This is a genomic window from Sorangium sp. So ce590, assembly GCF_051521365.1.
Classification (GTDB): domain Bacteria; phylum Myxococcota_A; class Polyangia; order Polyangiales; family Polyangiaceae; genus Sorangium.
The window spans coordinates 10,565,503-10,586,974 of the sequence record NZ_CP150346.1 but is presented as its reverse complement, the minus strand read 5'-3'; the positions used below and the strand labels follow the sequence as shown (position 1 = coordinate 10,586,974).

The 21,472-nt window shown below is 73.5% G+C and carries 17 protein-coding genes; 7 read left to right on the top strand and 10 right to left on the bottom strand.

The genetic code is table 11. The annotated features are described in order from the left end of the window. Positions 1-19: 19 nt before the first annotated feature. The gene (locus WMF28_RS40275) at positions 20-1,216 is read left to right on the top strand and encodes a hypothetical protein (protein WP_437599015.1); all 1,197 of its coding nucleotides are present in this window, start codon (positions 20-22) and stop codon (positions 1,214-1,216) included. 643 nt (positions 1,217-1,859) lie between these two features. On the opposite strand, the gene WMF28_RS40270 is transcribed toward WMF28_RS40275, so the two are convergent. Further along, a complete protein-coding gene (locus tag WMF28_RS40270) occupies positions 1,860-2,660 on the bottom strand; it encodes an MlaE family ABC transporter permease (RefSeq protein ID WP_437599014.1) in 801 nt (266 codons plus the stop codon). Between the two features lie 414 nt (positions 2,661-3,074). Between WMF28_RS40270 and WMF28_RS40265 the strand changes: the two genes are divergently transcribed. Both WMF28_RS40265 and WMF28_RS40260 read left to right on the top strand, forming a co-directional pair. After that, positions 3,075-4,406 (top strand): AAA family ATPase, encoded by a 1,332-nt coding sequence (locus tag WMF28_RS40265; protein ID WP_437599012.1) that lies wholly within the window; start codon positions 3,075-3,077, stop codon positions 4,404-4,406. Continuing rightward, a complete protein-coding gene (locus tag WMF28_RS40260) occupies positions 4,393-5,091 on the top strand; it encodes a retron system putative HNH endonuclease (protein ID WP_437599011.1) in 699 nt (232 codons plus the stop codon). The genes WMF28_RS40265 and WMF28_RS40260 overlap by 14 nt, the downstream gene beginning before the upstream one ends. Before the next feature lie 103 nt (positions 5,092-5,194). Here WMF28_RS40260 and tsaE read toward each other — a convergent pair whose 3' ends face one another. The 3 genes from tsaE to WMF28_RS40245 all read right to left on the bottom strand — a co-directional run bounded on the left by tsaE (position 5,195) and on the right by WMF28_RS40245 (position 8,868). Then, positions 5,195-5,707, bottom strand: coding sequence for a tRNA (adenosine(37)-N6)-threonylcarbamoyltransferase complex ATPase subunit type 1 TsaE (tsaE, locus tag WMF28_RS40255; RefSeq protein ID WP_437599010.1), 513 nt, complete (start codon positions 5,705-5,707; stop codon positions 5,195-5,197). 3 nt (positions 5,708-5,710) lie between these two features. Then, positions 5,711-6,859 (bottom strand): hypothetical protein, encoded by a 1,149-nt coding sequence (locus WMF28_RS40250; protein ID WP_437599009.1) that lies wholly within the window; start codon positions 6,857-6,859, stop codon positions 5,711-5,713. A gap of 125 nt (positions 6,860-6,984) precedes the next feature. Further along, complete coding sequence (locus tag WMF28_RS40245; RefSeq protein WP_437599007.1) at positions 6,985-8,868, bottom strand: hypothetical protein; 1,884 nt, start codon at positions 8,866-8,868, stop codon at positions 6,985-6,987. Positions 8,869-9,029: 161 nt separating this feature from the next. Between WMF28_RS40245 and WMF28_RS40240 the strand changes: the two genes are divergently transcribed. From WMF28_RS40240 to sdhB, 3 genes are read left to right on the top strand one after another with little or no spacing between them, the layout of a single operon-like run. Next, positions 9,030-9,809, top strand: coding sequence for a succinate dehydrogenase (locus WMF28_RS40240; RefSeq protein WP_437599005.1), 780 nt, complete (start codon positions 9,030-9,032; stop codon positions 9,807-9,809). Between the two features lie 55 nt (positions 9,810-9,864). Continuing rightward, entirely contained in the window at positions 9,865-11,880 is a 2,016-nt protein-coding gene (gene sdhA, locus WMF28_RS40235) for a succinate dehydrogenase flavoprotein subunit (RefSeq protein WP_437599004.1), read from the top strand. 1 nt (position 11,881) lies between these two features. Further along, entirely contained in the window at positions 11,882-12,697 is an 816-nt protein-coding gene (gene sdhB / locus WMF28_RS40230; protein ID WP_437599002.1) for a succinate dehydrogenase iron-sulfur subunit, read from the top strand. A gap of 34 nt (positions 12,698-12,731) precedes the next feature. On the opposite strand, the gene WMF28_RS40225 is transcribed toward sdhB, so the two are convergent. The 6 genes from WMF28_RS40225 to WMF28_RS40200 form a co-directional block, all read right to left on the bottom strand. Further along, on the bottom strand, positions 12,732-13,304 hold the full coding sequence (locus tag WMF28_RS40225; protein ID WP_437599001.1) for a hypothetical protein: 573 nt from the start codon (positions 13,302-13,304) through the stop codon (positions 12,732-12,734). A gap of 74 nt (positions 13,305-13,378) precedes the next feature. After that, a complete protein-coding gene (locus WMF28_RS40220) occupies positions 13,379-14,251 on the bottom strand; it encodes a branched-chain amino acid ABC transporter permease (protein WP_437599000.1) in 873 nt (290 codons plus the stop codon). Between the two features lie 57 nt (positions 14,252-14,308). Then, the gene (locus tag WMF28_RS40215) at positions 14,309-15,481 is read right to left on the bottom strand and encodes an ABC transporter substrate-binding protein (RefSeq protein ID WP_437604358.1); all 1,173 of its coding nucleotides are present in this window, start codon (positions 15,479-15,481) and stop codon (positions 14,309-14,311) included. Positions 15,482-15,744: 263 nt separating this feature from the next. Next, entirely contained in the window at positions 15,745-16,491 is a 747-nt protein-coding gene (locus WMF28_RS40210) for a TlyA family RNA methyltransferase (RefSeq protein WP_437598999.1), read from the bottom strand. After that, positions 16,488-17,504, bottom strand: a complete 1,017-nt coding sequence (locus WMF28_RS40205; protein WP_437598998.1) for an ABC transporter substrate-binding protein — start codon at positions 17,502-17,504, stop codon at positions 16,488-16,490. The genes WMF28_RS40210 and WMF28_RS40205 overlap by 4 nt, the downstream gene beginning before the upstream one ends. Then, on the bottom strand, positions 17,497-18,696 hold the full coding sequence (locus WMF28_RS40200; RefSeq protein ID WP_437598996.1) for a trypsin-like serine peptidase: 1,200 nt from the start codon (positions 18,694-18,696) through the stop codon (positions 17,497-17,499). Before WMF28_RS40200 ends, WMF28_RS40205 begins: the two co-directional genes overlap by 8 nt. 282 nt (positions 18,697-18,978) lie before the next feature. On the opposite strand from WMF28_RS40200, the gene WMF28_RS40195 reads away from it, so the two are divergent. Further along, positions 18,979-21,462, top strand: coding sequence for a DNA internalization-related competence protein ComEC/Rec2 (locus tag WMF28_RS40195; RefSeq protein ID WP_437598995.1), 2,484 nt, complete (start codon positions 18,979-18,981; stop codon positions 21,460-21,462). Positions 21,463-21,472 lie beyond the last annotated feature (10 nt).

The window sequence follows — 21,472 nt, the reverse complement described above, 5'->3', positions numbered from 1 at the left end:
GGGCCCGATGCCGGCGGCGATGCTGCGAGCGAGCCCGCTGCTCACCGACGGACGCGCGCTGCTCGACGCCGATCGCCTGCTCCAGGCGGGGGTCGCCGAGCGGCGCGCGAGCTTCGAGCTCGCGTTCACGGCGATGCCGCCCCACGCGGGCTTCCTCGTGGTCGCCGGCGTCGAGGCGGCGCTCGAGGCGCTCGCGCTGGACGGGGCGCGCCTCGACGCGGGGGCGGTCTTCGCGGCGCGCGAGGTCTGCGGCCTGAGCGACGCGCTCGTGGAGCGGCTCGCCGACGCGCCGATCTCGATCGACATCGACGCGATGCCCGACGGGACGATCGCCTTCCCGGGCACGCCGGTGGTCACGGTGGAGGGGCCGTTCATCGAGGCGCTGCTCGCCGGCGCGCTGCTCGTGCCGGCGCTCGGCCGGGGCACGGCCGTGGCGACGCGGGCGGCGCGGCTCCTCGTCGCCTCGGACGGCGGCGCGGTCGTCGACGGGTCGTCGGCGCGGGTGCCGTTCGCCGACGAGGCGCTGGCGCTCGCCCGCGCGGCGCACGTGGGCGGCGCGTCGGCGACGACGAGCGCGCTCGCGGCCACGGCGCTCGGCGTCCCGTTCCGCGGCGAGGTGGGGATCGATCTCGGCGAGCTCGCGCCGCCGCCGTCGCCGCTCGAAGGCCGCTGGCCCTGGTACGCCGACCGGATGGTCGACCTCGGGGGCCACGAGGAGGAGGCGACGCTCCTCGAGGCGAGGCGCGTGGGCACGAGCGCCGGCGGCTGGATCGCCACGGGGCTCGCCGAGCCCGAGGGCGGCCTGCCGGCGGTGCGCTACGAGCTCGTGGCGCTCGAGGAGTCGGGCGCGTGGGCGCTGCGGCAGGGGACGAGCGATCGCGGCGACGTGATCGCGGGGCGCAAGATGGTGGCGCGCTACTACGACGAGGCGGGGCGCGCGGCCTGCGACGTGATCCACCTCGCGCACGAGCGGATGCTGGCGCCGCGCGCGCTCGGGGCCGCGAGGCTCGCGCCGCTCGCGCGGGCGGTGATGCGCGGCGGCCGCGCGCTGGAGTCGCCGGAGCCGCCGAGCGCCGGGCGCGAGCGCTCCATCGCCGGGCGCGAGCTGCTCCCGCACGGGGTCGCGCACCTGCGCGCGCCGGCGCGGTACCCGGTGCAGCTGTCGCCGGCGCTGATTGCGCTGCGGGAGCCGGAGGCGCCTGGCTCCTGGAGGTAGGGACGCGCCAGCCGAGCGCGGGGGTGGATCCGGGGGGAAGGCTCGCCGAGGTGGCCGGCCCCCGGAGAGGGTGTGCGTCGCGCGGGGCAGGGACGGGCAGAACTCGCCTGGGACGTCCTGTGCCCGGCCTGCTGCGCAGGCCGGACACAGGACGTCAATTGGGCTCAAACATCAGCCCGTCCCCACCCCGCGCGACGCACACCCTCTCCGGGGGCCTACCGTGGATACCAAGGGGGGCGTGATCGACCGCGAACGTCAGCTCTTTTCGAAGCGCGCGCCCGACCAGAGGCCCAGAAGGCCAATCGCCGTGAGATGGGAGCCGAGGCGTGCGCGCAGGGGCGTCGGACGCACGCTTTCGGCGACGGAAGCCTCCGGAGCGCGCCGGAAGGTCTCGTTGGTGTGCCGGGTTGCTCCAGGTCGGTCGTGTCGGTGTCGTCGGCCGGATCGGCGGGCGCGGCGGGCGCGGCGGGCGCGGCGGGGGTCTTGTGCTGGGGCACCTTGCGGGTCGCGAGGAGAGCGACGGCCTTCTTGTCGCTCTGCTTCGTCCCGGCGCGGTCCGCAGCCGAGCGAGCACGCGCCAGACGGCAAACCCCCTCCCCGAGCGCGCGGCGCGCGCGACGAGGGAGGGGCGGGCCGCCTCGGGTCACATGTCGAGCAGCAGCTGCGTCAGGATGTAGTTCGTGACGAGCACGGTGACGCAGCTCTCGACGACCGCCCGCGTGGTCGCGACGCCGACGCCGCGCGCGCCGCCCGAGGCGAAGAAGCCGTGGCGGCACGAGACCGACGAGACGATGAAGCCGAAGACGCACGCCTTGATGAGCCCCATCGAGATGTCGCTGGGCAGGGCGAAGTCGCGGACGCTCTGGAAGAACGAGCCCGCGTCGCCGCCGAGCCAGAGCACGGCGACGAGGTACGAGCCGCACATGCCGACGCTCGTGTACAGGATGCAGAGCAGCGGCAGCATCACCGTCGCGGCGAACAGCCGGGGCGAGAGCAGGTACTGCACCGGGCTCACGCCCATCGTCGCGATCGCGTCGATCTGCTCGGTGACGCGCATGTTGCCGAGCTCCGCGGCCATGGCGCTGCCGGCGCGGGCGGTGACCATGATCGCCGAGAAGACCGGCGCGAGCTCGCGGGCGAGCGAGACCGCGACGAGGCCGCCGACGCGGCCCTCGGCGCTGAACGCGCGCAGCGCGTAGGACGTCTGCAGCGTCACGACCATGCCGCTGAAGACGCCGGTCAGGCCGACGATGAAGACCGACTGCGCGCCCATGAAGTCCATCGCCGCCAGGAACTGCGCGGGGCGAAACGGCGGGCGCACGAGCCAGAGGAGCGTCTGGAACGTCAGCGTGACGATGTTGCCGATGTTGTCGAGGAACGCGAGGACCGGCTCCAGCGCCTTGTTGAGCAGCTCGCTGCGGCTGGTTTCCGCGCCTTCCTTCACCGTGCGCTCTTGTATCATGCAACGCCGCCGCGCACGGGGTCGGGCGCGCGAGGTGCGGCGCAGCCCGCTTGCCCCCTGGTGCCGTCCTGTCCGCCCAGGAGACGCCGGTAGCAGAGAGCCGGCTGCGGAGCGGACCTCGGGGGCAGGCGTCCGGCGGTGGCGGCTCCGGGGCGCCGCACGGGGCCGGGCTGCGCCGTCGCGGCGGTGCCTTCGTACCCTGCGGTGCTGCCTTCGCACCTTGCGGTGGTGCCTGGCTCCGCCATGGGTGGAGGCGTGGCACACCGGCGAGAGGCGATGGAGGACGCGGTCATCTCGGCGCTCGACCTGCCCGGGGTGGCGACCAGCGAGCTCGGCGATCCTGGCGAAAACCGCTAGCTCCCCGAGTTTTCAGCGCGTATCACCCGTCGAGCCTCGATGCGAATCGACGAGATCCGGCTGACCAACTTCCGCGCCTTCGAGCGGTTCGCGCTGCACCTGGAGCCGCGGCTCACGGTGCTCGTCGGCCGCAACGGGACGGGCAAGACGACCGTGCTCGAAGGGCTGGCGGTGGCGCTGGGAGCGTGGCTGAGCTTCTTCAAGGCGAGCCGGGACGATCGCGCGATCCCGAAATCGGCGGCGCGCTTCGTGACCACGATGCACGGCGGCGTCCCGAGCATGACGACATGCTACCCGGTGCGCGTCGAAGCGGGCGGTGAAACCCCGCTGGGCCGCGTGGCGTGGGCGAGGGAGCTCGGCGGTGCAGACGGCCGCACGACGACGAGCGTCACCCAGTCCGGTCGGGTAGGTCCACTGGAGGCGACCCGATTCATGCCTCGTGGCATCGAGGATGCGATATCGGGCGCCGAGCCCATCGCGCTCCCGGTGCTCGCCTACTACGGAACAGGTCGGCTCTGGCACCACAAGCGGGACAGGAACCCCGAGAAGGCGAGCCTGAAGTCCAGGCTTCAAGGCTACCGGGCCGCGCTCGAGGCCGCGTCCGACCAGAAGGGGTTCGAGGCCTGGATGGCATGGCGCGAGGAGGATCGCGTCCAGCGTCTCGCTCGCGCCGCGGAGGAGGGGCGCCCGCTCACCGAGGTGCGAAGCCCCGAGCTGGAGGGGGTGAGCGCAGCGGCCTGCGCTTGCCTCGAGGGCGCTCGCCGGATCTATTACAGCGCCAACCACCAGGAGCTGCGCATTGATTTCATGGACGGCTCCTCCCTGCCCTTCGGGGCCCTCTCCGATGGCCAGCGAAACCTCATCGCGGTGGCGGCGGACATTGCGTGGCGCGCAACGCAGCTCAACCCGCAGCTCGGCGCCGAAGCCCCTGCGCGGGCGACAGGCGTCGTGCTCATCGACGAGGTGGATCTCCACCTCCACCCCGCGTGGCAATGGCGCGTGCTCGACGATCTCCTTCAAGCCTTCCCGGGCCTCCAGTTCGTCGTGACGACGCACTCGCCTCAGGTGATGTCCGCAGCCCCGCGCGGCTCGGTGCGTCTCCTCGACCCGGATCACCAGGCGCACCGGATCGAGAGGATCGCGGGCAAGGACGCCAACACCATCCTGGAGGACATCCTCGGCGCCCCGTCACGCCTGAAGGAAACGCGGGAGAAGCTCGACGAGCTGGCGCGGTTGATCGATGACGGCCAGCTCGTGGAAGCGAAGTCGCTGCTGGCGGAGCTGTCGGGCCTCCTCGGCGAGGACGACGCTCAGATCGTCGCCGCGCGATGGGAGCTCTCCATGGCGGAGACCGGCGATGCGCCGGATTGAGAAGGACCGCGAGCCTGCTTGCCTGGCCGACCTCCGGGGCACGCCCGGCGCGGCCTGGAGCTCGGTGTACGGGGCGCAGAGGCAGCAGATGCGGGAGCACGCGTTCAAGGAGCAGCACGGGCTCTGCGCGTACTGCATGTCCCGGCTGCCGGGACCGCCGAGCGCCGAAGGCATGAAGGTCGAGCACTTCAAGACGCGCGCGCTGTCGCCGGAGCTGGTGTTCGACTGGGACAACCTCCTCGGGGTCTGCCTGGGCGATGTGGGCATCCACGATGGCGGAGGAGATCACCGCGAACGCTATCACTGCGACACCTATCGCGGACATCTCCCGAGAGAGGAGCAACGGCTCGAGCTGAACCCGGCGGCGTCTCCGCCCGACGTCAGATCGATGTTCTCCTATACGAACCAGGGGGAGATGCGACCCGCGCGCGGCCTGGAGCCCGCGATGCGCGCCAGCGCTGAAGCGCAGATCGAGCATCTGAACCTCAACATCGCGCGCCTTCAACGGAACCGGAGGGCCGTGATCGATGCTCTCCGGTCTGAATTTCAGAAGAAAGCGCCGAGGGCCGCACGCGTGAAGGCGCTGCTGGAGCTTTCGTCGACTCCGGAGGGTACCGGTCTTTTGCCGCCCTACTGCCAGGTTGCAGCCTATTACCTGGAAAAGAAGCTCCGGCAGCTCGGCTGAAGCGGCGCCTGAGAATCGCCCTCGCCCAAGGCGCATCGCGCCTTCGAGCCACGCGGCGGCACCTCGACCGAACCGCTTGCCTGCGGCCACATCCCCGCCGAGCCTATGGGAGCAGCTCGACCTCGAGCGCCGCGAGCACCTCGCCGCTCCGCGCGCCGGTCGCCCTGATCTCGGCGGCGCGCCCCGGCGCGCCCGGGTCCTCGTGGACGGCGAGGTGGATCAGGAGCGCGTCGCCGCCGAGCGCCTCCACGAACGGCTCGCCCCACTCCACCACGACGAGCGCCCCCTCCGCGCGGCGCTCGCGCAGCCCGAGCTGGGCGAGCTCTTCCTCCGCGCCGCCGCGCGCGCCCTCCGCAGCGGACGCGCCGCCGAGGCGGTAGGCGTCGGCGTGCGCGATCGGGACGCGGCCGTCGTGCTCGTGGACCAGCGTGAAGGTCGGGCTGGTGACCGGCAGCTCCGGCGGCACGCCGAGCGCGCGGCAGAGGGCGCGGGCGAAGAACGTCTTCCCGGCGCCCAGGTCGCCGGCCAGGATCACCAGATCGCCGCCCGCGAGGCGGCCGGCGAGCGCGCGCGCGAGGCGGATGGTGCTGCGGCGGCTCGGCAGCTCGATGCGCATGCGTCAGAACCGGGCCCCCGCGCCGAGCGTCGCGCCGAGCAGGAGCAGCGAGCCGTCCCCCGCGGGGACCCACCGGAGGTTGCCGAGCTGGGCCTCGAGCTGCACCGAGGAGCTCAGCGCGAGCACGACGTCGAGCGACGCCCCGATCACCGGGCGCACCTCAAGGTCGCCGCGGTACGTCGCGCCGCCGGGCCCCACGACGCCGGCGCCCGACCGGAAGAACGCGCCGGCGTGGAGCGCGGGGCCGACGTGGAGCGGGAACGCGCGCCACGCGCCGCCCTCGGGCGTCAGGCTGGGCGTCAGCATCAGGCGCGCGCCGCCCTCGATCCAGGCGGCGAACGGGCCGGCCAGGTTCCCGCCGCCGCCGGCGAACAGCTCGAGCCCGCGATCCGAGGCCGCGTAGGCCACGCGCGCCGTGCCGACCAGCGAGGCCGCGCTGCCGCTCGCGCCCGGCAGGCGCGCCGCCGCCACGGCCGCCCCGAGCGACGCGGAGAGGGCGAGCCGGCGCCCGCCCGTGTACGCAGGCCAGACGCGATCGGGCCCGAGCGGGTACGCCATCTGCACCTCCTTCGCGGGCGGCGCCGGCGGCGGCGCAGGCACCGGCGGCAGCACGGCGGACCCGCCCGCGGACGGGGGCGTGGCAGGAGGCGGCGCGCCCGCCGGCGTGGAGCCCGCGGGGCGCTCCCAGGGGAGCTCGCCGATGCCGACGCCCTCGGGGCGGAGGAGCACCGCCAGCATCTCCTGCGTCTGCTGGGCCTCCTTCCCCCGATCGACCTCCCGCGCGACCGACTCGACCCGGCCCGTCGAGGCGAGGTACGCGGTGAGCTCGACCCGGGAGGTCGTGACCGCAGGCTCGACGGTGCCGCTCAGGACCCAGTCCGCGCCCGTCCGCGCGCCCACGGCGCGGTACTCGTCCGTGGTGTCGGCGATGCCGTCGGCGACGCCCTTGAGCGCGGCCGCCACCGCGCCGTCCGGCACCGGGGTGTGGCCGAGGGCGGCGAGCCCGCGCGCGACCTCGGCCTGAGCGGCGCTCCGGGCGGCCTCGTCGGTGCCTCCGCGCGCGGGGAGCACCGCCACGCGGTCGGCGAACGCGGCCGGGGCGATCGCCGTCAGCGCGGCGGCGGCGGCACAGGAGAGGGCTCGGCGGATCATGCGGCGCCATGCTACGCCCGCCGGGACGCCGGAGCAGCCCCAGGACGACGCGGCGGCACGCTCTCCACGCCGCGCGGCGCGAGCCCCGCGCGGCGGCCAGGCGACGTTCCGGCGGCTCGCTCCGCTCATCGCGCTTTCTCGATCTCGCGGTACGCGACCCCCCTCGGCAGCACGCGCTTTCCGCCGAAGCCGGTCGCCGTCGTGGTCCAGAGCTCGGCCGTCGCGTGGCTCACGGCGGTCGTCGCCGCGAGGCGCCGCGCCTTCACCTCGGCCGGGTCCTCGGTGCCCGTCTTCGGCAGCCGCTGCACGCCGGCCCAGGCGAGGACGCCGGCGTCGCGCCCGAGCGCCGCCCAGAAGCTCGGCGGCGACGGGTGGGTGGCGAGCCACACCCCGAGCGCGGCCGGCGGGCCCGCGGGCGCCCCCGGATCGCCCGCGTGCGGCGGAGGCTGCGCGCCCGCGGGCGCCGCGACGAACGGGAAGAGCCCCGCCGTCGCGACGAGCGACCCCGGCGGCGGCGGCACGGCCGCCTCGAAGCCGAGCGCGATCGTCACCGTGCGCGGGGCGGCGCGGAGCGCCTGCTCTGCGCAGGGCCCGTCCCCGGCCAGGATCACCCCTCGGATGGCCGGCGGCCGGAGGGCGCGCGGATCGAAGGTCCCGTCGCAGGGCAGCGCGAGCGCGATGCCGCGCTCGGCGAGCGCTGCGGTCGGAGCGCCCCCGGCGGCCGCGCCCGGCGGCGAGGCCGCCGCGTCCTTCCGGGCGCCGGCCTCGCCGCCCACGAGCGCCACCGGCTTCGCGCCCCGCTCCGCGAGCGCGGCGACGAGCACCTCGATGCCCCTCGCGGGCTCCTCGCCCACGACGAAGACGAACGCCCCGTCGAGCGCCGCCGGCTCCGGCGGGTGCACGAGCAGCACCGGGATCGCGTTCGCCCGCGCGAACCTCGCCGCCGCGGTCGCCTGATCTCGATCCGAGCCGGCGATGAGCACCGCGGCGCCCTCGGCGGTGAGGCTGCTCAGCGCCTCGTCGACGCTGCCCTCGCCGCCGTCGTCGCGGCTCACGAGCCGCGCGTCCGACCCCGGCCGCAGCAGCCCGAGCCCGTGCGCCACGCCGGCGGCCATCTCGACGCCCCGCCGGCGCGACTCGGACGTGCGCGTCGAGAGCAGCAGGCCGACCGTGGGGGGCTCGACGCGCGCGGTCCCCGCGCCGGCCGCGAGCTCCGAGATCGCGTCGCCCTGGCTGCCGAGCAGCGCGCCGGCCCGGTCGAGCAGCTCCTTCGCGAGCGCGACGTCGCGGCGCTCGCGGGCGACGATCGCGAGGCGCTCGGCGACCAGCGAGCGCAGGTCGACCTGCGGGTCCACGACCTCGCCGGCGGCCTGGCCGGCGCGCATCGCGCTGACGAGGTGGGCGATGGGCACCTTGCGCAGGAGCGCCCCGATCTGCGCCCGGACGGCGGCGCGGTCGTCGTCGTCCGCCTCGCGCAGCCAGACGCTCATCAGCTCGACCGCCTGCGTCCACGCGCCCGCCTCCATCGCGGCGGCCGTGACCTCCTCGTTGAGGAGCGAGCGCACGTACGCGTCGATCATCTTGCTCACCAGCGGGCGCAGCACCCCGAAGGCGGGCCTCGGCTTGCCGGCGCGCCGGAGCGCCGCGCCGCGGAGCACGCGCGCGAGGTCCGCGGTCGGGCCCGGCCCCCCGGCCTCGACCTCGGCCGCGAGCGCCTCGGCGCGGCGGAGGTCCCCTCGCTCCAGCGCGATCCACGCGAGGTGGGCGGCCGCGACGCGCGCGAGATCGTCGCCCGCGTAGCGGTCGCGGAAGGCGAGGAGCTCCGGCTCGAGCGCGATGCGCTCCGCGCGCGCGCCGTTCTCGAAGCGCGCGAGGACGCGGTGCAGCTCCGCCTGGGCCGCGGGCGACCCGCCGAGCGCCGGGCTCATCGCCGCAGCGCCGTCCTGCGCGCCGCAGCCGGCGACGGCGATCGCCGCCGCGAGCAGCGCCGCGCTCGTGATCGCCGACACACGCGCGAGCAGCGGTCGCCGCGCGGCGCGCCCGGACTCCGCGCTGACGGTCGGTGCGCCGAAGGCAGCGGGAAATCGGCCCGAAGTGTCGACTGCGTTCACCTTGACGTCACCCGGGGCATCCCATACACCGGCGGCGCCCGCCTTCCATCGAGGTCAGCGTGTCCGAGGCAACCCCCGCCAGATCGCTCTTTCACAAGAGCCGCCGGTCCTTTCTCCTTCGCAAGCTGCATTCTCTCACCGGCGCCCTCCCCGTGGGCGGTTTCCTGCTCTTCCATTTCTGGACGAACGCGAAGGCGCTCCAGGGGCAGGAGCGGTTCGACGCGGCGGTCGCCGAGATCTCGCACATGCCGTACCTGCCGGTGCTCGAGCTCGGGCTCGTCGTGCTGCCGCTCGCGTTCCACGCCCTCTACGGGGTCAAGCTGGTGCTCGAGGGCAAGCCGAACGTCGGCAGCTACACGTTCTCGCGCAACTGGATGTACACGATGCAGCGGGTCACGGGGGTGCTCGCGTTCGCGTTCATCGCGTTCCACCTCTGGCAGTACTGGGCGCAGAAGTGGCTCGGGCGGATGGCGCCCGAGGAGTTCTACCCGCGGCTGTGCGCCGACATGGCGTCGACGGTGAGCGGCGTCCCGGTGATCGCGCTCGTCTACATCTTCGGCATCGCGGCGAGCGTGTTCCACTTCGCCAACGGCCTCTGGGGCTTCTGCTTCTCGTGGGGGGTCACCGTGTCGCGGCGGGCGCAGCGGATGGCCGCGGTGGTCTTCGGCGCGCTGGGCCTCCTGGTCTTCGTGCTCGGCGCCAACACGGTCATCTACTTCGCGACCGGCGCGCCGTTCCCCGGGACGCCGAGCCCGGCCGCGGAGGGGGCCCGCACGTGCGCCGAGATCGCGTCGGCCGGGCCCGGGCGCGCCGCGCTGGTCGCGCCGGCCTCGCACTGACCATCGTATCGGCCGCGCCCCGATGGGGAGCGGCGCGGGAGCATCGAGAGCGAACATGGCCGCGAAGAGCACGACGAGGAGCGAGGGGGGGAAGGTTCGGCGCGTGATCGTCGTCGGGGGCGGGCTCGCCGGCCTGATGACGGTGATCAAGCTGTGCGAGGCGAAGGTCCCTGTCGACCTCATCTCCCTCGTGCCGGTGAAGCGCTCGCACTCGGCGTGCGCGCAGGGCGGCATCAACGCCTCGGTGAACACGAAGGGCGAGGGGGACAGCCCCCAGGTGCACCTCGAGGAGACGGCGTACGGCGGCGATTTTCTCGCGAACCAGCCGCCGATCAAGGGGATGGCGGAGGCCGCGCCCGGCATCGTCAACATGCTCGATCGCATGGGCGTGCCGTTCAACCGGACGCCCGAGGGCCTGCTCGACTTCCGCCGCTTCGGCGGCACGCTGTTCCACCGCACGGCGTTCGCCGGCGCGACGACGGGGCAGCAGCTGCTCTACGCGCTCGACGAGCAGGTGCGGCGCTTCGAGCTCGCCGACGTGACCGACGAGCACGGCGTGTCGATCCCGGGCGAGAAGATGGTCCGGAAGCACGAGTTCTGGGACTTCATCGAGGCGATCCTCGACGACTCCGGCACGTGCGTCGGCTGCGTCGCGCAGGACCTGAAAACGATGCAGATCCGCGCGTTTACCGGCGACGCGGTCGTGCTCGCGACGGGCGGCAGCGGCGTCGTCTTCGGCCGCTCCACGCTGAGCGTCATCTGCACGGGGACGGCCGCGTCGGCGGTCTACCAGCAGGGCGCCGTGTACGCGAACGGCGAGTTCGTCCAGGTGCACCCGACGGCGATCCCTGGCGCCGACAAGCTGCGGCTCATCTCGGAGAGCGCGCGCGGCGAGGGCGGCCGCGTCTGGGTGCCGAAGGGCAAGACCGACGCGCGGAGCGCGCGCGACATCCCCGAGAAGGAGCGCGACTATCTCCTCGAGCGGATGTACCCCGGCTACGGCAACCTCGTCCCCCGCGACATCGCGGCGCGCGCGATCTTCCGGACGTGCTTCCACGAGGGGCGCGGCATCTGGAACGCCGCGACGGGCCGGAACGAGAACGAGGTCTACCTCGACCTGACCCACAAGGACGAGAAGTTCCTCCGGGCGAAGCTCGCGGGCATCCTCGAGATCTACGAGAAGTTCGCGGGCACCGACCCGTACAAGAACCCGATGAAGGTCTTCCCGGCGGTCCACTACACGATGGGCGGCCTGTGGGTCGACTACGAGGCGGACGCGCGGGGCTCGCTCAAGGTGGGGTCGCCGCGCAATCACGCGACGAGCATCCCGGGGCTCTACGCGGTGGGCGAGGTGGACTACCAGTATCACGGGGCCAACCGGCTCGGCGCCAACTCGCTGCTCTCGTGCGTCTACGGCGGCCTCGTGTGCGGTCCGGCGGTGGCGAGCTATCAGCGGAGCATCAAGCGGAGCGCCCTGGACCTGCCGCGCTCGATCTTCGACAAGGCCGAGAAGCGCGCCGAGGCCGGCTACCAGCGCATCCTGACGCAGAACCAGGAGGCGAAGCAGCCGGAGAACGCGTACCGGCTGCACCAGGAGCTCGGCGAGATGATGCTGCGCGACTGCACGATCGAGCGCGACAACGCCGCGCTCGACCGGGTGCTCGAGAAGCTCGGCGAGCTCGAGGAGCGGGCGGGGCGGATCAAGAGCACGGACACGGCCTCGCGGGTGAACCAGGGGGCGCAGTTCGTGCGGCACCTCGAGAACATGCTGGTGCTCGCGCGGGTCATCGCGCAGGGGGCGAGGAACCGCGACGAGTCGCGCGGGGCGCACTACAAGCCGGAGTTCCCGGTGCGGAACGACGCCGAGTGGCTGCGCACGACGCTGGCGCGCCACGAGGAGAAGGGCGCCGTGAGGTTCCTCCGCGCGTTCGACACGACGTGCGCCGGCCAGTCGGTCCACGTGACCGACGCGGTGGACACGTCGCTGGTGGCGCCGCGGGAGCGCAAGTACGAGCAGGCGGGCGCGGCGAGCGCGCAGGCGACAGGGAAGCTGTCGCAGAAGAGCGTGTAGGATGGCCAAGGCGAGCGGAGACGAGGCGAACGGGGTGGCGGCGCAGGCGCGGGGCGAGGGCCGGCTTGTGCACCTGCGCGTGCGGCGGCAGGACACCGCGGATCGGCCGGAGTCGCGGCGCTGGGAGGAGTTCAAGGTCCCCTACCTGCCGCAGATGAACGTGATCAGCGCGCTGCAGCAGATCCAGCGGGATCCGCGGACCGTGGACGGCAAGGAGGTGGCTCCGGTCGTCTGGGAGGCGGTGTGTCTGGAGGAGGTGTGCGGCGCGTGCACGATGGTGGTCAACGGCCGGGTCCGTCAGGCCTGCTCGGCGCTCGTCGACCAGCTCGCGCCGAAGGGCGAGGTGATCACGCTGGAGCCCATGTCCAAGTTCCCGCTCGTGCGCGACCTGCTCGTCGACCGGAGCCGGATGTTCGAGGACATGAAGCGGGTCCGCGCGTGGATCGACATCGACGGCACGCACGAGCTCGGCCCGGGTCCACGCGAGTCGCCGGAGCGGCAGGAGGAGCGGTATTCGCTCTCCCGCTGCATGACGTGCGGCTGCTGTGTCGAGGCGTGCCCGCAGTACAACGACGGGACGAAGTTCGTCGGCGCCTTCGCGATCAACCTGGTGCGGCTCTACAACATGCATCCTTCCGGGGCGATGCGCGAGGGCGAGCGCCTGGAGTCCGTGATGAGCGAGGGCGGGATCACCGATTGCGGCAAGTCGCAGAACTGCGTCGAGGTGTGCCCGAAGGAGATCCCGCTCGTCGACTCGATCGCCGCGGTCGCCCGCGACACGACGAAGAGGATGCTGTTCGGCTGGCTGCTGAAATAGAGCGGCGTGTACCCGACGTCGCCGAGGACCGCGCTCAGGGGAAAGGCGATCCCGCCCCGAACCCGAGCCCGAAGCCCGACCCGAACCCCACGCCCACCGGCGCCGTCGTGGTCTGCCGCTCCAGCTTGCGGATGCGCATCCCGAGCAGGTGCGTGATCAGCGTGCAGGTCTGGTGCGCGCGCGGCGTCACCTCGCACCCCAGCCAGACGCCGAACGGCTCCCGCTCGCCCTCCTCGGCGTAGCGGATCACCGGGCCGTTCTGGGCGACCGTGAGCCACGCGTTCGCCTCGCCCGGCAGCGACGCGTGCAGCACGCCGACCTGGCCCAGCGCGTCGTCGTTCGGGCCAATGACCCGGCCGTCCGGCTCGAGCAGCGCCAGCGGCTCGGCCTCCAGGCCGAACACCCGCCCGCCGCGATCCACGCTCAGCTGGTGCTCGCCGTTCACGAAGATCTTGCCGTCCGGCGCGATGTCGACCGCGAGGCTCCCGTGGACCCAGCGCGCCCGCGGGATGTCGAGCAGCGCGCCGCCGCGGGCCCAGTTGGCAGGGGGCGTCGCGGCGCACGCCGCGAGCAGCGAGAGCGGCACGACGAGAGCGAGGCGTCGCATGCGCCGAGCATACCGCAGCGACGAGCGGCGCGCCGGCGCGTCGGCCGATCGCCGGCCGACGCGCCGGCGCAGCGCTACACCTTCTCGGTCCCGGTCGTGCCGAGCAGCCCGGTCGGCTTCACGAGCAGCACCGCGATCAGCACCGCGAACACGAGGACGTCCTGCAAGCCGGAGTAGGGCGTGAGCTTCGTCATCTCGCCGATGATCCCGATCAGCATGCCCCCGAGCATCGCGCCCGTGATGTTGCCGATACCGCCGATGACCGCCGCCACGAAGGCGCGGTTGCCGATCACCACGCCCATCGTGGGGTACACCTGCGACTGATCGAGGCAGTAGAGCACCGCGCCCACCGCCGCGAGCATCGAGCCCGTGACGAAGGTGAGCGCGATGATGCGGCTCGTGCGGACGCCCATCAGCCGGGCGGCCTCGACGTTCACGCTGAGCGCGCGCATCGCCTTGCCCGTCCAGGTGCGCCGCACGAGCACCTCCAGGCCGATCATCACGAGGATCGAGGTGACGAAGATCACCTTGCGCGTGTGCTCGATCGGCAGGAGCTGAGGATAGCCGCGGTAGCGGGCGGTGAAGAGGAGCTGCGCCAGGTTCTGGAGGAGGACGCTCATCGCGAGCGCCGTGACGAGCGGCGTGATTCGGGTGTTCGCGAGGCCCCGCCCCCGGGATCGCAGCGGCGCGTAAGCCACCTTCTCGACAACGACCCCGAGGACCGCCGTGAAGGCCATCGCGAAGAGGGTGCCGGCCACGCCGGCGACCAGCGGCGCGTCCTGGGCGCCGAACGCCGTGATCCCGAAGAGCCCGGCGAAGGCGCCCATCATGAAGACCTCGCTATGAGCGAAGTTGATGAGCTTGAGGATGCCGTAAACCATCGTGTAGCCGAGGGCGACGAGGGCGATCATCGACCCCTGGGCGAGCCCCGTGATCAGGGCACTCACGATCTTCTCCATGGAGACCCCTTCACCGCGCGCCGAGCGAGCGCGCGGGCACGAGCACTACTGCTTCGCGCCCTTCTCGTTGACCGTGGCGTAGTAGGTAAACTGCTTGTCCTTGATCCGGACAATCACGACCGGCTTGTCGGCGTTGCGATTCGCGTCGATGGTGATGACCCCCGTCGCGCCCTGGAAACCCTTTGTGTCCTGGATGGCCTGCCGGATGTCGTCCGGCGTCATCGTCTTGGCGCGGCCCATCGCGTCGGCGAGCAGCCCGGCAGCGTCGTAGGCCTGGGCAGCCATGCTCGACGGCGTGCGGTTGTAGCGCTCCTTGTACTTCTTCACGAACGCCTGCGAGTTGGGCCAGGGGACGTCCGGCGCGTAGTGGTTCGTGAAGTACGCGCCTTCCAGCTCCTCCGCGGCGTCGCGCAGGAGCTCGTTCGCGTCCCACCCATCGCTGCCGACGAACATGTTCCCCGGCACGCCCGCGGCCTTGGCCTGCCGCGCGATGGGGGCCATGCTCGTGTAATAGATCGGCGCGTAGATCATCTCGGGGTTCGCCGACTTGAGCTCGTTGATGTACGTCGTGAAGTTTGTCTCCTTCTTGAGGAAGCTCTTCTCCATGACGATCTCGCCGCCTAGGCGCTTCACCTCGGCGCGGAACTCGTTGGCGAGGCCCGACGAGTAGAGGTCGTCGGAGGCGAAGAAGAGCCCCACCTTCTTCTTGCCGAGCGTGTTCACGATGAACTGCGCGCCCATCTGGCCCTGCACGTCGTCCGTGAAGCAGGCGCGGAACACGAAGGGGCCGACCTTCGTCACGTCCGGGTTCGTGGACGACGGCGAGATCATCGGCACCTTCTTCTTGTTGGCGACGATGCCGCCGGCGCGCGACCGGGACGAGGCGACCTCGCCGAGGAGGGCGAGCACGTGATCCCGGTCGATCAGCTGCAGGACCTTGTTGGTCGCCTCCTCGGGCTTCGACTTGTTGTCCTCGTAGAGGACGTTGATCGGCTTGCCCTTGACCCCGCCCGCCTTGTTGATCTCGTCGATGGCGAGATCGACACCCTCCTTCGAGTCGACGCCGAACGCCGTCTCCTCGCCCGAGAGGCTGAAGTAGGCGCCGACCTTCCACTCGGGGTCGTCCTTCGCGTGCTTGGCCGGGTCGCCGCCCGAACCCTCGCTCGTCTTGCCGCAGCCGAGCGCCATCGCGCTCAGCGCGAGCGCCCCGGCGATCATCCTCACCAAACCCCGTCGTCCGAGCATATTGTCGTCCTCCCTGTCGCCGGGCCGCCTCGCGTGTGGGTCGCCCGCCGGTGGCCATGGCCGCCCACGCAGCGGCCCAGAGCGCGTGTACTCATCGCGTCTACCATTGTCTACGCGGCACGTCAGCTATGTCGGGCCGCGGTGCGCCGGGCGCGGGGCATCTCAAGTGTTCGATTCTCCACGGATTCCGGCGGTCGAGCCCGCGCAGGGGCTAGACGGCGCGGGGCGGAGCGAGGCTAGCCGGCGCGGCGCGCATGGACGAAGTGCTCGACGTTCCCCTTCGGCCCGCGCACCGCGCTGTCGGCCTCGCCGACGACCGAGAAGCCCGCGGCCTCGATGGCCTGGCGCGCCTCGGCGATCGCCGCGAGGCGGGTCGCCTCGTCACGGATGACGCCGCGCCCGCGGGCGGCGGCCTCGCGGCCCGCCTCGAACTGCGGCTTGATGAGCGCAACGAGGTCGCCCGAGGGGCGGAGCAGGCGGGCGATCGCGTCGATGAGCCGGGAAATGCTGATGAAGGACGCGTCGACAACGACGAGATCGATGGGGCTGTCGAAGTCCTCCCGCTGGAGCTCGCGCGCGTTGACCCGATCGCGCACCTCGACGCGCGGATCGGCGCGCAGCTTGCTGGCGAGCTGGCCGTAGCCGACGTCGACCGCGAACACCCGCGCCGCGCCGCGCTGGAGCAGGCAGTCGGTGAAGCCCCCGGTCGAGGCGCCCACGTCGACGCACGTCTTCCCGGCGACGTCGAGGCCGTGCGCCGCGAAGGCCGCGAGCGCGTGATCGAGCTTGTCGCCGCCGCGCGAGACGAACCGCGGGCCCGAGGCGACGTTCACCTCGGCGTCCTCGGGGAGCAGCGTGCCCGGCTTGTCGATGCGGCGCGGCCCCGAGGTGACCTTGCCGGCCATGATCAGCGCCTGCGCCTCGGTGCGCGAGCCGGCGAGCTTCCGGGCGACGAGCAGCGCGTCGGCGCGGACGCGGGTCACGGCGCGCTCGGGGGCGAAGAGGGCGAAGGGGGCGCGGGGGCCGCGCCGCCGTCCCGCGAGCCGGGGACGGCCGCCGCGTCGGGGAGCGCCAGCGCGTCGCCGTGGAGCGCCCGGGCGACGGCGGCGAGCCCGTCGCCGATGCGCGGCCCCGGGCGCAGCACGACGTCGGTGCGGAGCGGGCGCACGCGCCCCTCGCGCACGGCGCGCAGGGATCTCCAGCCGAGCGCGTCCCGGAGCATCGCCAGCCTGGAGGCGCCCAGCCCGCCGGCCTCGCCGGTGCCGTCGAGCAGCACATCGGGATCCAGCGCGAGCAGGTGCTCGACGCTGATCGACGGATAGGCGCCGCCGCGGGTGATCACGTTCTCGCCGTCGGCGAGCCGGAGGAGCTCATCGGCGAAGCTGCCGGGACCCGCGGCGAAGATGGGTGAGGTATCGAACAGCATGGCGACCCGGACGCGCGGCATCTCCTTCACGGCCTGCTCGACCGCCTGGCGGCGGGCGTGGATCCGGCCGATCGCTTGCTCGGCGCCGGGGGCCGCGTCGAGCCGCCGGCCGAGCTCCGCGAGCATCGCCTCGATCTGGGCGAGCGACTCGGTCTCGGGGAAGCAGGTCGCGATCCCGTGCCCGCGCAGCGTCTCGTCCAGCGCCGGCCCCGCGGGGCCGCGGGCGCCGACGACGAGGGTCGGCGAGAGCGCGATGATCGCCTCGATGCTCGGATCGGCGTAGCCGCCGACGCTGGGCAGGCGGAGCACCTCGGGCGGGTGGTCGCAGTGGCGGGAGCGGCCGACGAGGGCCGCGCCGGCCCCGATCGCGCAGACCGCCTCGGTGGTGCTCGGCGACAGGGAGACGACGCGCGCTCCGCCCTGCGCCGCCGGGGCCCGGCGCCCGCACGCCGCGAGCGCGACCGCGGCGAGCGCCGCGAGCGCTGCTCGCCGCCGGAGCGCGGTGCCCTGCGCGCGAGAAAGCGCGGTGCCCTGCGCGCGAGAAGAAGACGCGCTCCGCCCTTCAGCCAAGCCGCTCCCGGCGGCGCCGCCGCAGGCCCGCCACGGCGCCCAGGCCCGCCGCGCCGAGCAGCCAGGGGACCGGCTTTGTCGGGTCAGGCCTCGAGTGGATGCTGCACGACCCGCTCCATGCGTCGTCCTCATCGGCACCGTCGTCCTCGAGCGGCGGCTCCGGGAGCTTCGCGCAGAAGCCGGGCTCTTCGTTGCAGCTGTAGCCGCTCGGGCACGTCGCGACCTCGCTGCACGGGCGGGTGCAGTAGCCGTCGAGGCAAGCGTTCGTCAAGCACTGCTCCGGCTGCGTGCAGGCGGCGCCGACCTCCGCCGAGTAGACGGGATCGGTGGGGAAGCCGCTCGCCCAGCGGGGCGCCTCGTACCCTCCGAGCCTGGCGGCATGCAGGGTCGCCTCCTTGATCCATTCCGCCCAGCCGTACACATAGCCGTAAATCGGATACTCGCAGCGCTCGGCCCCGCGCGACGTCACGCCGATCACGCGGTGCATCAGATCGAGGCTGGGCCCGCCCGAGTCCCCCTCGCAGATGCCCGTGTCCCCGACCCACTCGGTCGGCTTCACCACGGACGCCGGGCAGCCGTCGGACACGCAGTCGATGAAGAGGTTGTCGCGGCGTCGCCGCAGGCCCGCGCCGGTGCTCATGTCGTTCGTCGCCCCGAAGCCGACCGCATAATACTCCTCGCCCTTGGCGAGCGGCACATCGACGCGCGGCACGAGCGGCACGGCCTCGCTCTCCGGGACCAGCTCGTCCAGGATCAGGATCGCCTGGTCGTTGCCGCAGAACCTGTCCGCCCCGCTGCCGGGGAGCAGCACGAGCTCGCTGCCGCCGTAGTAGCGTGCGGACGTGCCGATCTCGGCGTCGGTCGTCGCGAAGATCCGCCGCGCCAGGTGCGTATCCGTGAACGTCGTGGAACGGCAGGTGATCTGGCCGTCGAGCTCATTGGCCATGTCCGAGACGCAGTGCCGGGCCGTCAGCACCACGTTCGGGGCGATCAGGCTACCGGTACATATCGCGCCGATCTCAGCGTTGTAGATGCCCACGACGGCCCTGTCGCCGCTGTCCAGATAACCGTCCTGGATGGCATCGCGCGTCTCTCCGATCTCGTCAGGGGGCTCCTCCAGGGCCGAGCTGCACGCTGTTGAAGCGAGTCCCAGGGCAAGAATCAAGGTGACTCTGGGCGAGCAAAACGACATCGAGAGCCTCCAAGTACTGCAATGTAGGTGCGAGCCGCGAGGCGCCGCGCCGAGCAGATGATTCTAGAGGGGAATGTGCGGTCATGCACGCGCGCCCGGCGCGATGAGCGATTCGGCTCGTTGCATGCACTACATCGAGAGACCGTTCCAGAGGCCTTTCAGATTCATCAGGTAACCGACGAGCCCCGGACCGCCATGGCGGCGCCAGGGGCGCGGCGACCGGCTCCGCCGTGAAAAGCCGTGGAAACGTGAGCGGTCCGGGTGTTGCGGGGCGGTGCGGCCGTGATCGATCCGGTCCTGCTCTTCGGGCTCGCGCTCGCCGCGGGCGCGCCGCTCGCGCTCTCTCCGCTGGCCACGGCGCTCGGCGCGGCGCTCGCCGCGGCGGCGCTCCGCCGTCGGGCCGGCCACGCGGCGCTCGCCGCCGCCGCGGTGGCGCTCGTCGCCGGCGGCCTCCGCGCCCGCGCGCTGCTCGACGGCGCGGGCGGCGTCTACGATGGCGCCGCCGCGCTGCTGCATCCGCCGGCGCGCTGCGAGGTGACGGCCGCGATCGTCAGCTCGCCCGTCGTGGTCGGGGCGGCGCAGCGGCAGGCGGGCGAGGCGCCGGCCTCGCGCATCGACGTGGAGCTCACCGGTGGGACGTGCGGCGGGCGAGCCCTGCCGGGGCCGCTCCGGGCGCGCCTCTACGGGGCCCCGCTGGATCTCGCGCGCGGAGACCGGCTCGAGATCGTCGTGGATCTCGCGCCGATCCACCTGTTCCGCAACGAGGGGCTCCGCGACGCGACCGCCGCGATCGCGCGGAGCGGGATCGTCGCGAGCGGGACGATCGTCGACGCGCGGCGGACCGTGGAGGGGCGATCGATCGGGGCCGCCGTCGACCGCGCGCGGGGCCGCGTGCGGGCGCGCATCGAGGCCACGTTCCACCCCGACGCTGTCGCGCTCGGGCGCGCGCTCGTGCTCGGCGAGACCGACCTCGCGCCCGAGGACCAGGACGCCTTCCGCGAGAGCGGCCTCGCGCACCTGCTCGCGGTGTCGGGGACGCACCTGATCCTCGCGGTGGCGGGCTTCGCCGCTGTTCTGCGCGCGATCCTCGTCCGCGTCGGCCCGATCGCGGCGCGGTGGGACGCGGGCCGCATCACCGCGGCCCTGTGCGTGCCGGCCGCGTGGCTCTACGCCGACTTCGCCGGCGGCGGCGGATCGGCGATGCGCGCCGCGGCGATGCTCAGCTGCGCGATGGGCGCCCGGCTCCTGGGCCTCCGTCCGGTGGGCGTCCGCAACTTCGCCCTGTCGCTCGCGGGCGCCGCCGCGGTCGATCCGCTCGTCGCGTGCGATCTCTCGTTCGGCCTCTCCGCGGCCGCGACAGCCGGGCTGCTCTGGCTGCAGCGGCCGCTCGCCGCGGCGCTCGTCCCCGGCGAGCGAGGGCGCGGCGACGGCGGCGCCGAGGGCGGGGGGCTCGGCGCGTCGCCGCGCGCGCTGGCGCGCAAGCTCCTCGCGCCCCTCGCGACGACGCTCGCCGCCATGTTCGGGTGCGCGCCGCTGCTGCTCATGACCGGCGAGACGTTCCCGCTGCTCGGCGTGGCGGCGAACGTGGTCGCCGCGCCGATCGGCGAGCTGGCGGCGCTCCCGTTCTGCCTCGCGCACGCGGTGCTCTGGTGGGCGCCGCCGGTCGAGCGCGGGTGCGCGCTCGTCGGGTCGGGCGCGCTGCTCGCGGTGCGCGCCGTCGCCCGCGCCTCGGCGGAGACCGGCGCGGTGCTGCGCCTGCCCGAGCCGTCGCCCGCCCAGCTGGCCGCGCTCGCCGCCGCGATCGCGCTCGCGTGGGCCGCGGAGCGGCGCGGCCGCCGGCTCGCCGCGCTCGCGGCCGGCGCCGCCGCGTGGCTGCTGCTCGAGGTCGTCGCCGTGCGCGCCGGCGCGCCGCGCGGCGCGCTGCGCGTCAACGTCCTCGACGTGGGCCAAGGCGACGCCATCCTGATCGACCTGCCCGAGGGCGGCGCGATGCTCGTCGACGCGGGCGGCTTCGTGGGCAGCCCGGTCGATCCGGGCGCGCGCGTCATCCGGCCGCTCTTGCGATCGCGCCGCCGCGCGCGCCTCGACGCGGTCGTCCTCTCGCACCCGCACCCGGATCACTTCGGGGGCCTGCCCGCCGTGGTCGAGGGCGTGGAGGTCGGCGAGCTCTGGGACACCGGCCAGGGCGAGGCCGAGGGCGCGGGCCCCGTGTACGCAAGGCTGCTCTCGGACCTGCGCCGGCGCGGCGTGTCCATCGTGCGGCCCGCCTCGCTGTGCGGCAGGCCGCGGGTGCTCTCCGGGGCGACGATCGAGGTGCTCGCGCCGTGCCCCGACCTCCACCCCGACCGCGGGGCCAACGACAACTCCTTCATTCTGCGCATCACCTACGGGGCCCGTTCCGCGCTGCTCGTGGGCGACGCGGAGCACGAGACCGAGGACGCGCTCGTGGCGCATCACGGCGCCGCGCTCCGCGCCGACCTGCTCAAGGTGGGGCACCACGGCAGCCGGACCTCGACCGGCGCGGCGCTCCTCGCGGCCGTCGACCCCTCGGTCGCCGCCGTGTCCTGCGGCGTCCGCAACCGCTTCGGGCACCCGAGCCCCGAGGTGCTCTCCCGCCTGTCGGCCCGCGGCGTGGCGATCGCGCGCATGGACCGCGGCGGCGCCCTGGTCTGGGAGACCGACGGCGAGCGCGTCCTCTGGTCCCGCCCAGGCCAGCCGCCGAGCCCGGCGCCGGACCGGGCGTCCTTGCGCCTGAACGGCCCCTGAGGGACGCTCC

Coding starts and splice junctions, on each gene's coding strand:
- WMF28_RS40260 (WP_437599011.1), top strand. CDS start 4,393: ATGCGCCGGATTGAGAAGGACCGCGAGCCTGCTTGCCTGGCCGACCTC.
- WMF28_RS40200 (WP_437598996.1), bottom strand. CDS start 18,696: ATGTCGTTTTGCTCGCCCAGAGTCACCTTGATTCTTGCCCTGGGACTC.
- WMF28_RS40225 (WP_437599001.1), bottom strand. CDS start 13,304: ATGCGACGCCTCGCTCTCGTCGTGCCGCTCTCGCTGCTCGCGGCGTGC.
- WMF28_RS40250 (WP_437599009.1), bottom strand. CDS start 6,859: ATGATCCGCCGAGCCCTCTCCTGTGCCGCCGCCGCCGCGCTGACGGCG.
- tsaE (WP_437599010.1), bottom strand. CDS start 5,707: ATGCGCATCGAGCTGCCGAGCCGCCGCAGCACCATCCGCCTCGCGCGC.
- sdhB (WP_437599002.1), top strand. CDS start 11,882: ATGGCCAAGGCGAGCGGAGACGAGGCGAACGGGGTGGCGGCGCAGGCG.
- sdhA (WP_437599004.1), top strand. CDS start 9,865: ATGGCCGCGAAGAGCACGACGAGGAGCGAGGGGGGGAAGGTTCGGCGC.
- WMF28_RS40265 (WP_437599012.1), top strand. CDS start 3,075: ATGCGAATCGACGAGATCCGGCTGACCAACTTCCGCGCCTTCGAGCGG.
- WMF28_RS40275 (WP_437599015.1), top strand. CDS start 20: ATGCTGCGAGCGAGCCCGCTGCTCACCGACGGACGCGCGCTGCTCGAC.
- WMF28_RS40215 (WP_437604358.1), bottom strand. CDS start 15,481: ATGATCGCCGGGGCGCTCGCGCTGAGCGCGATGGCGCTCGGCTGCGGC.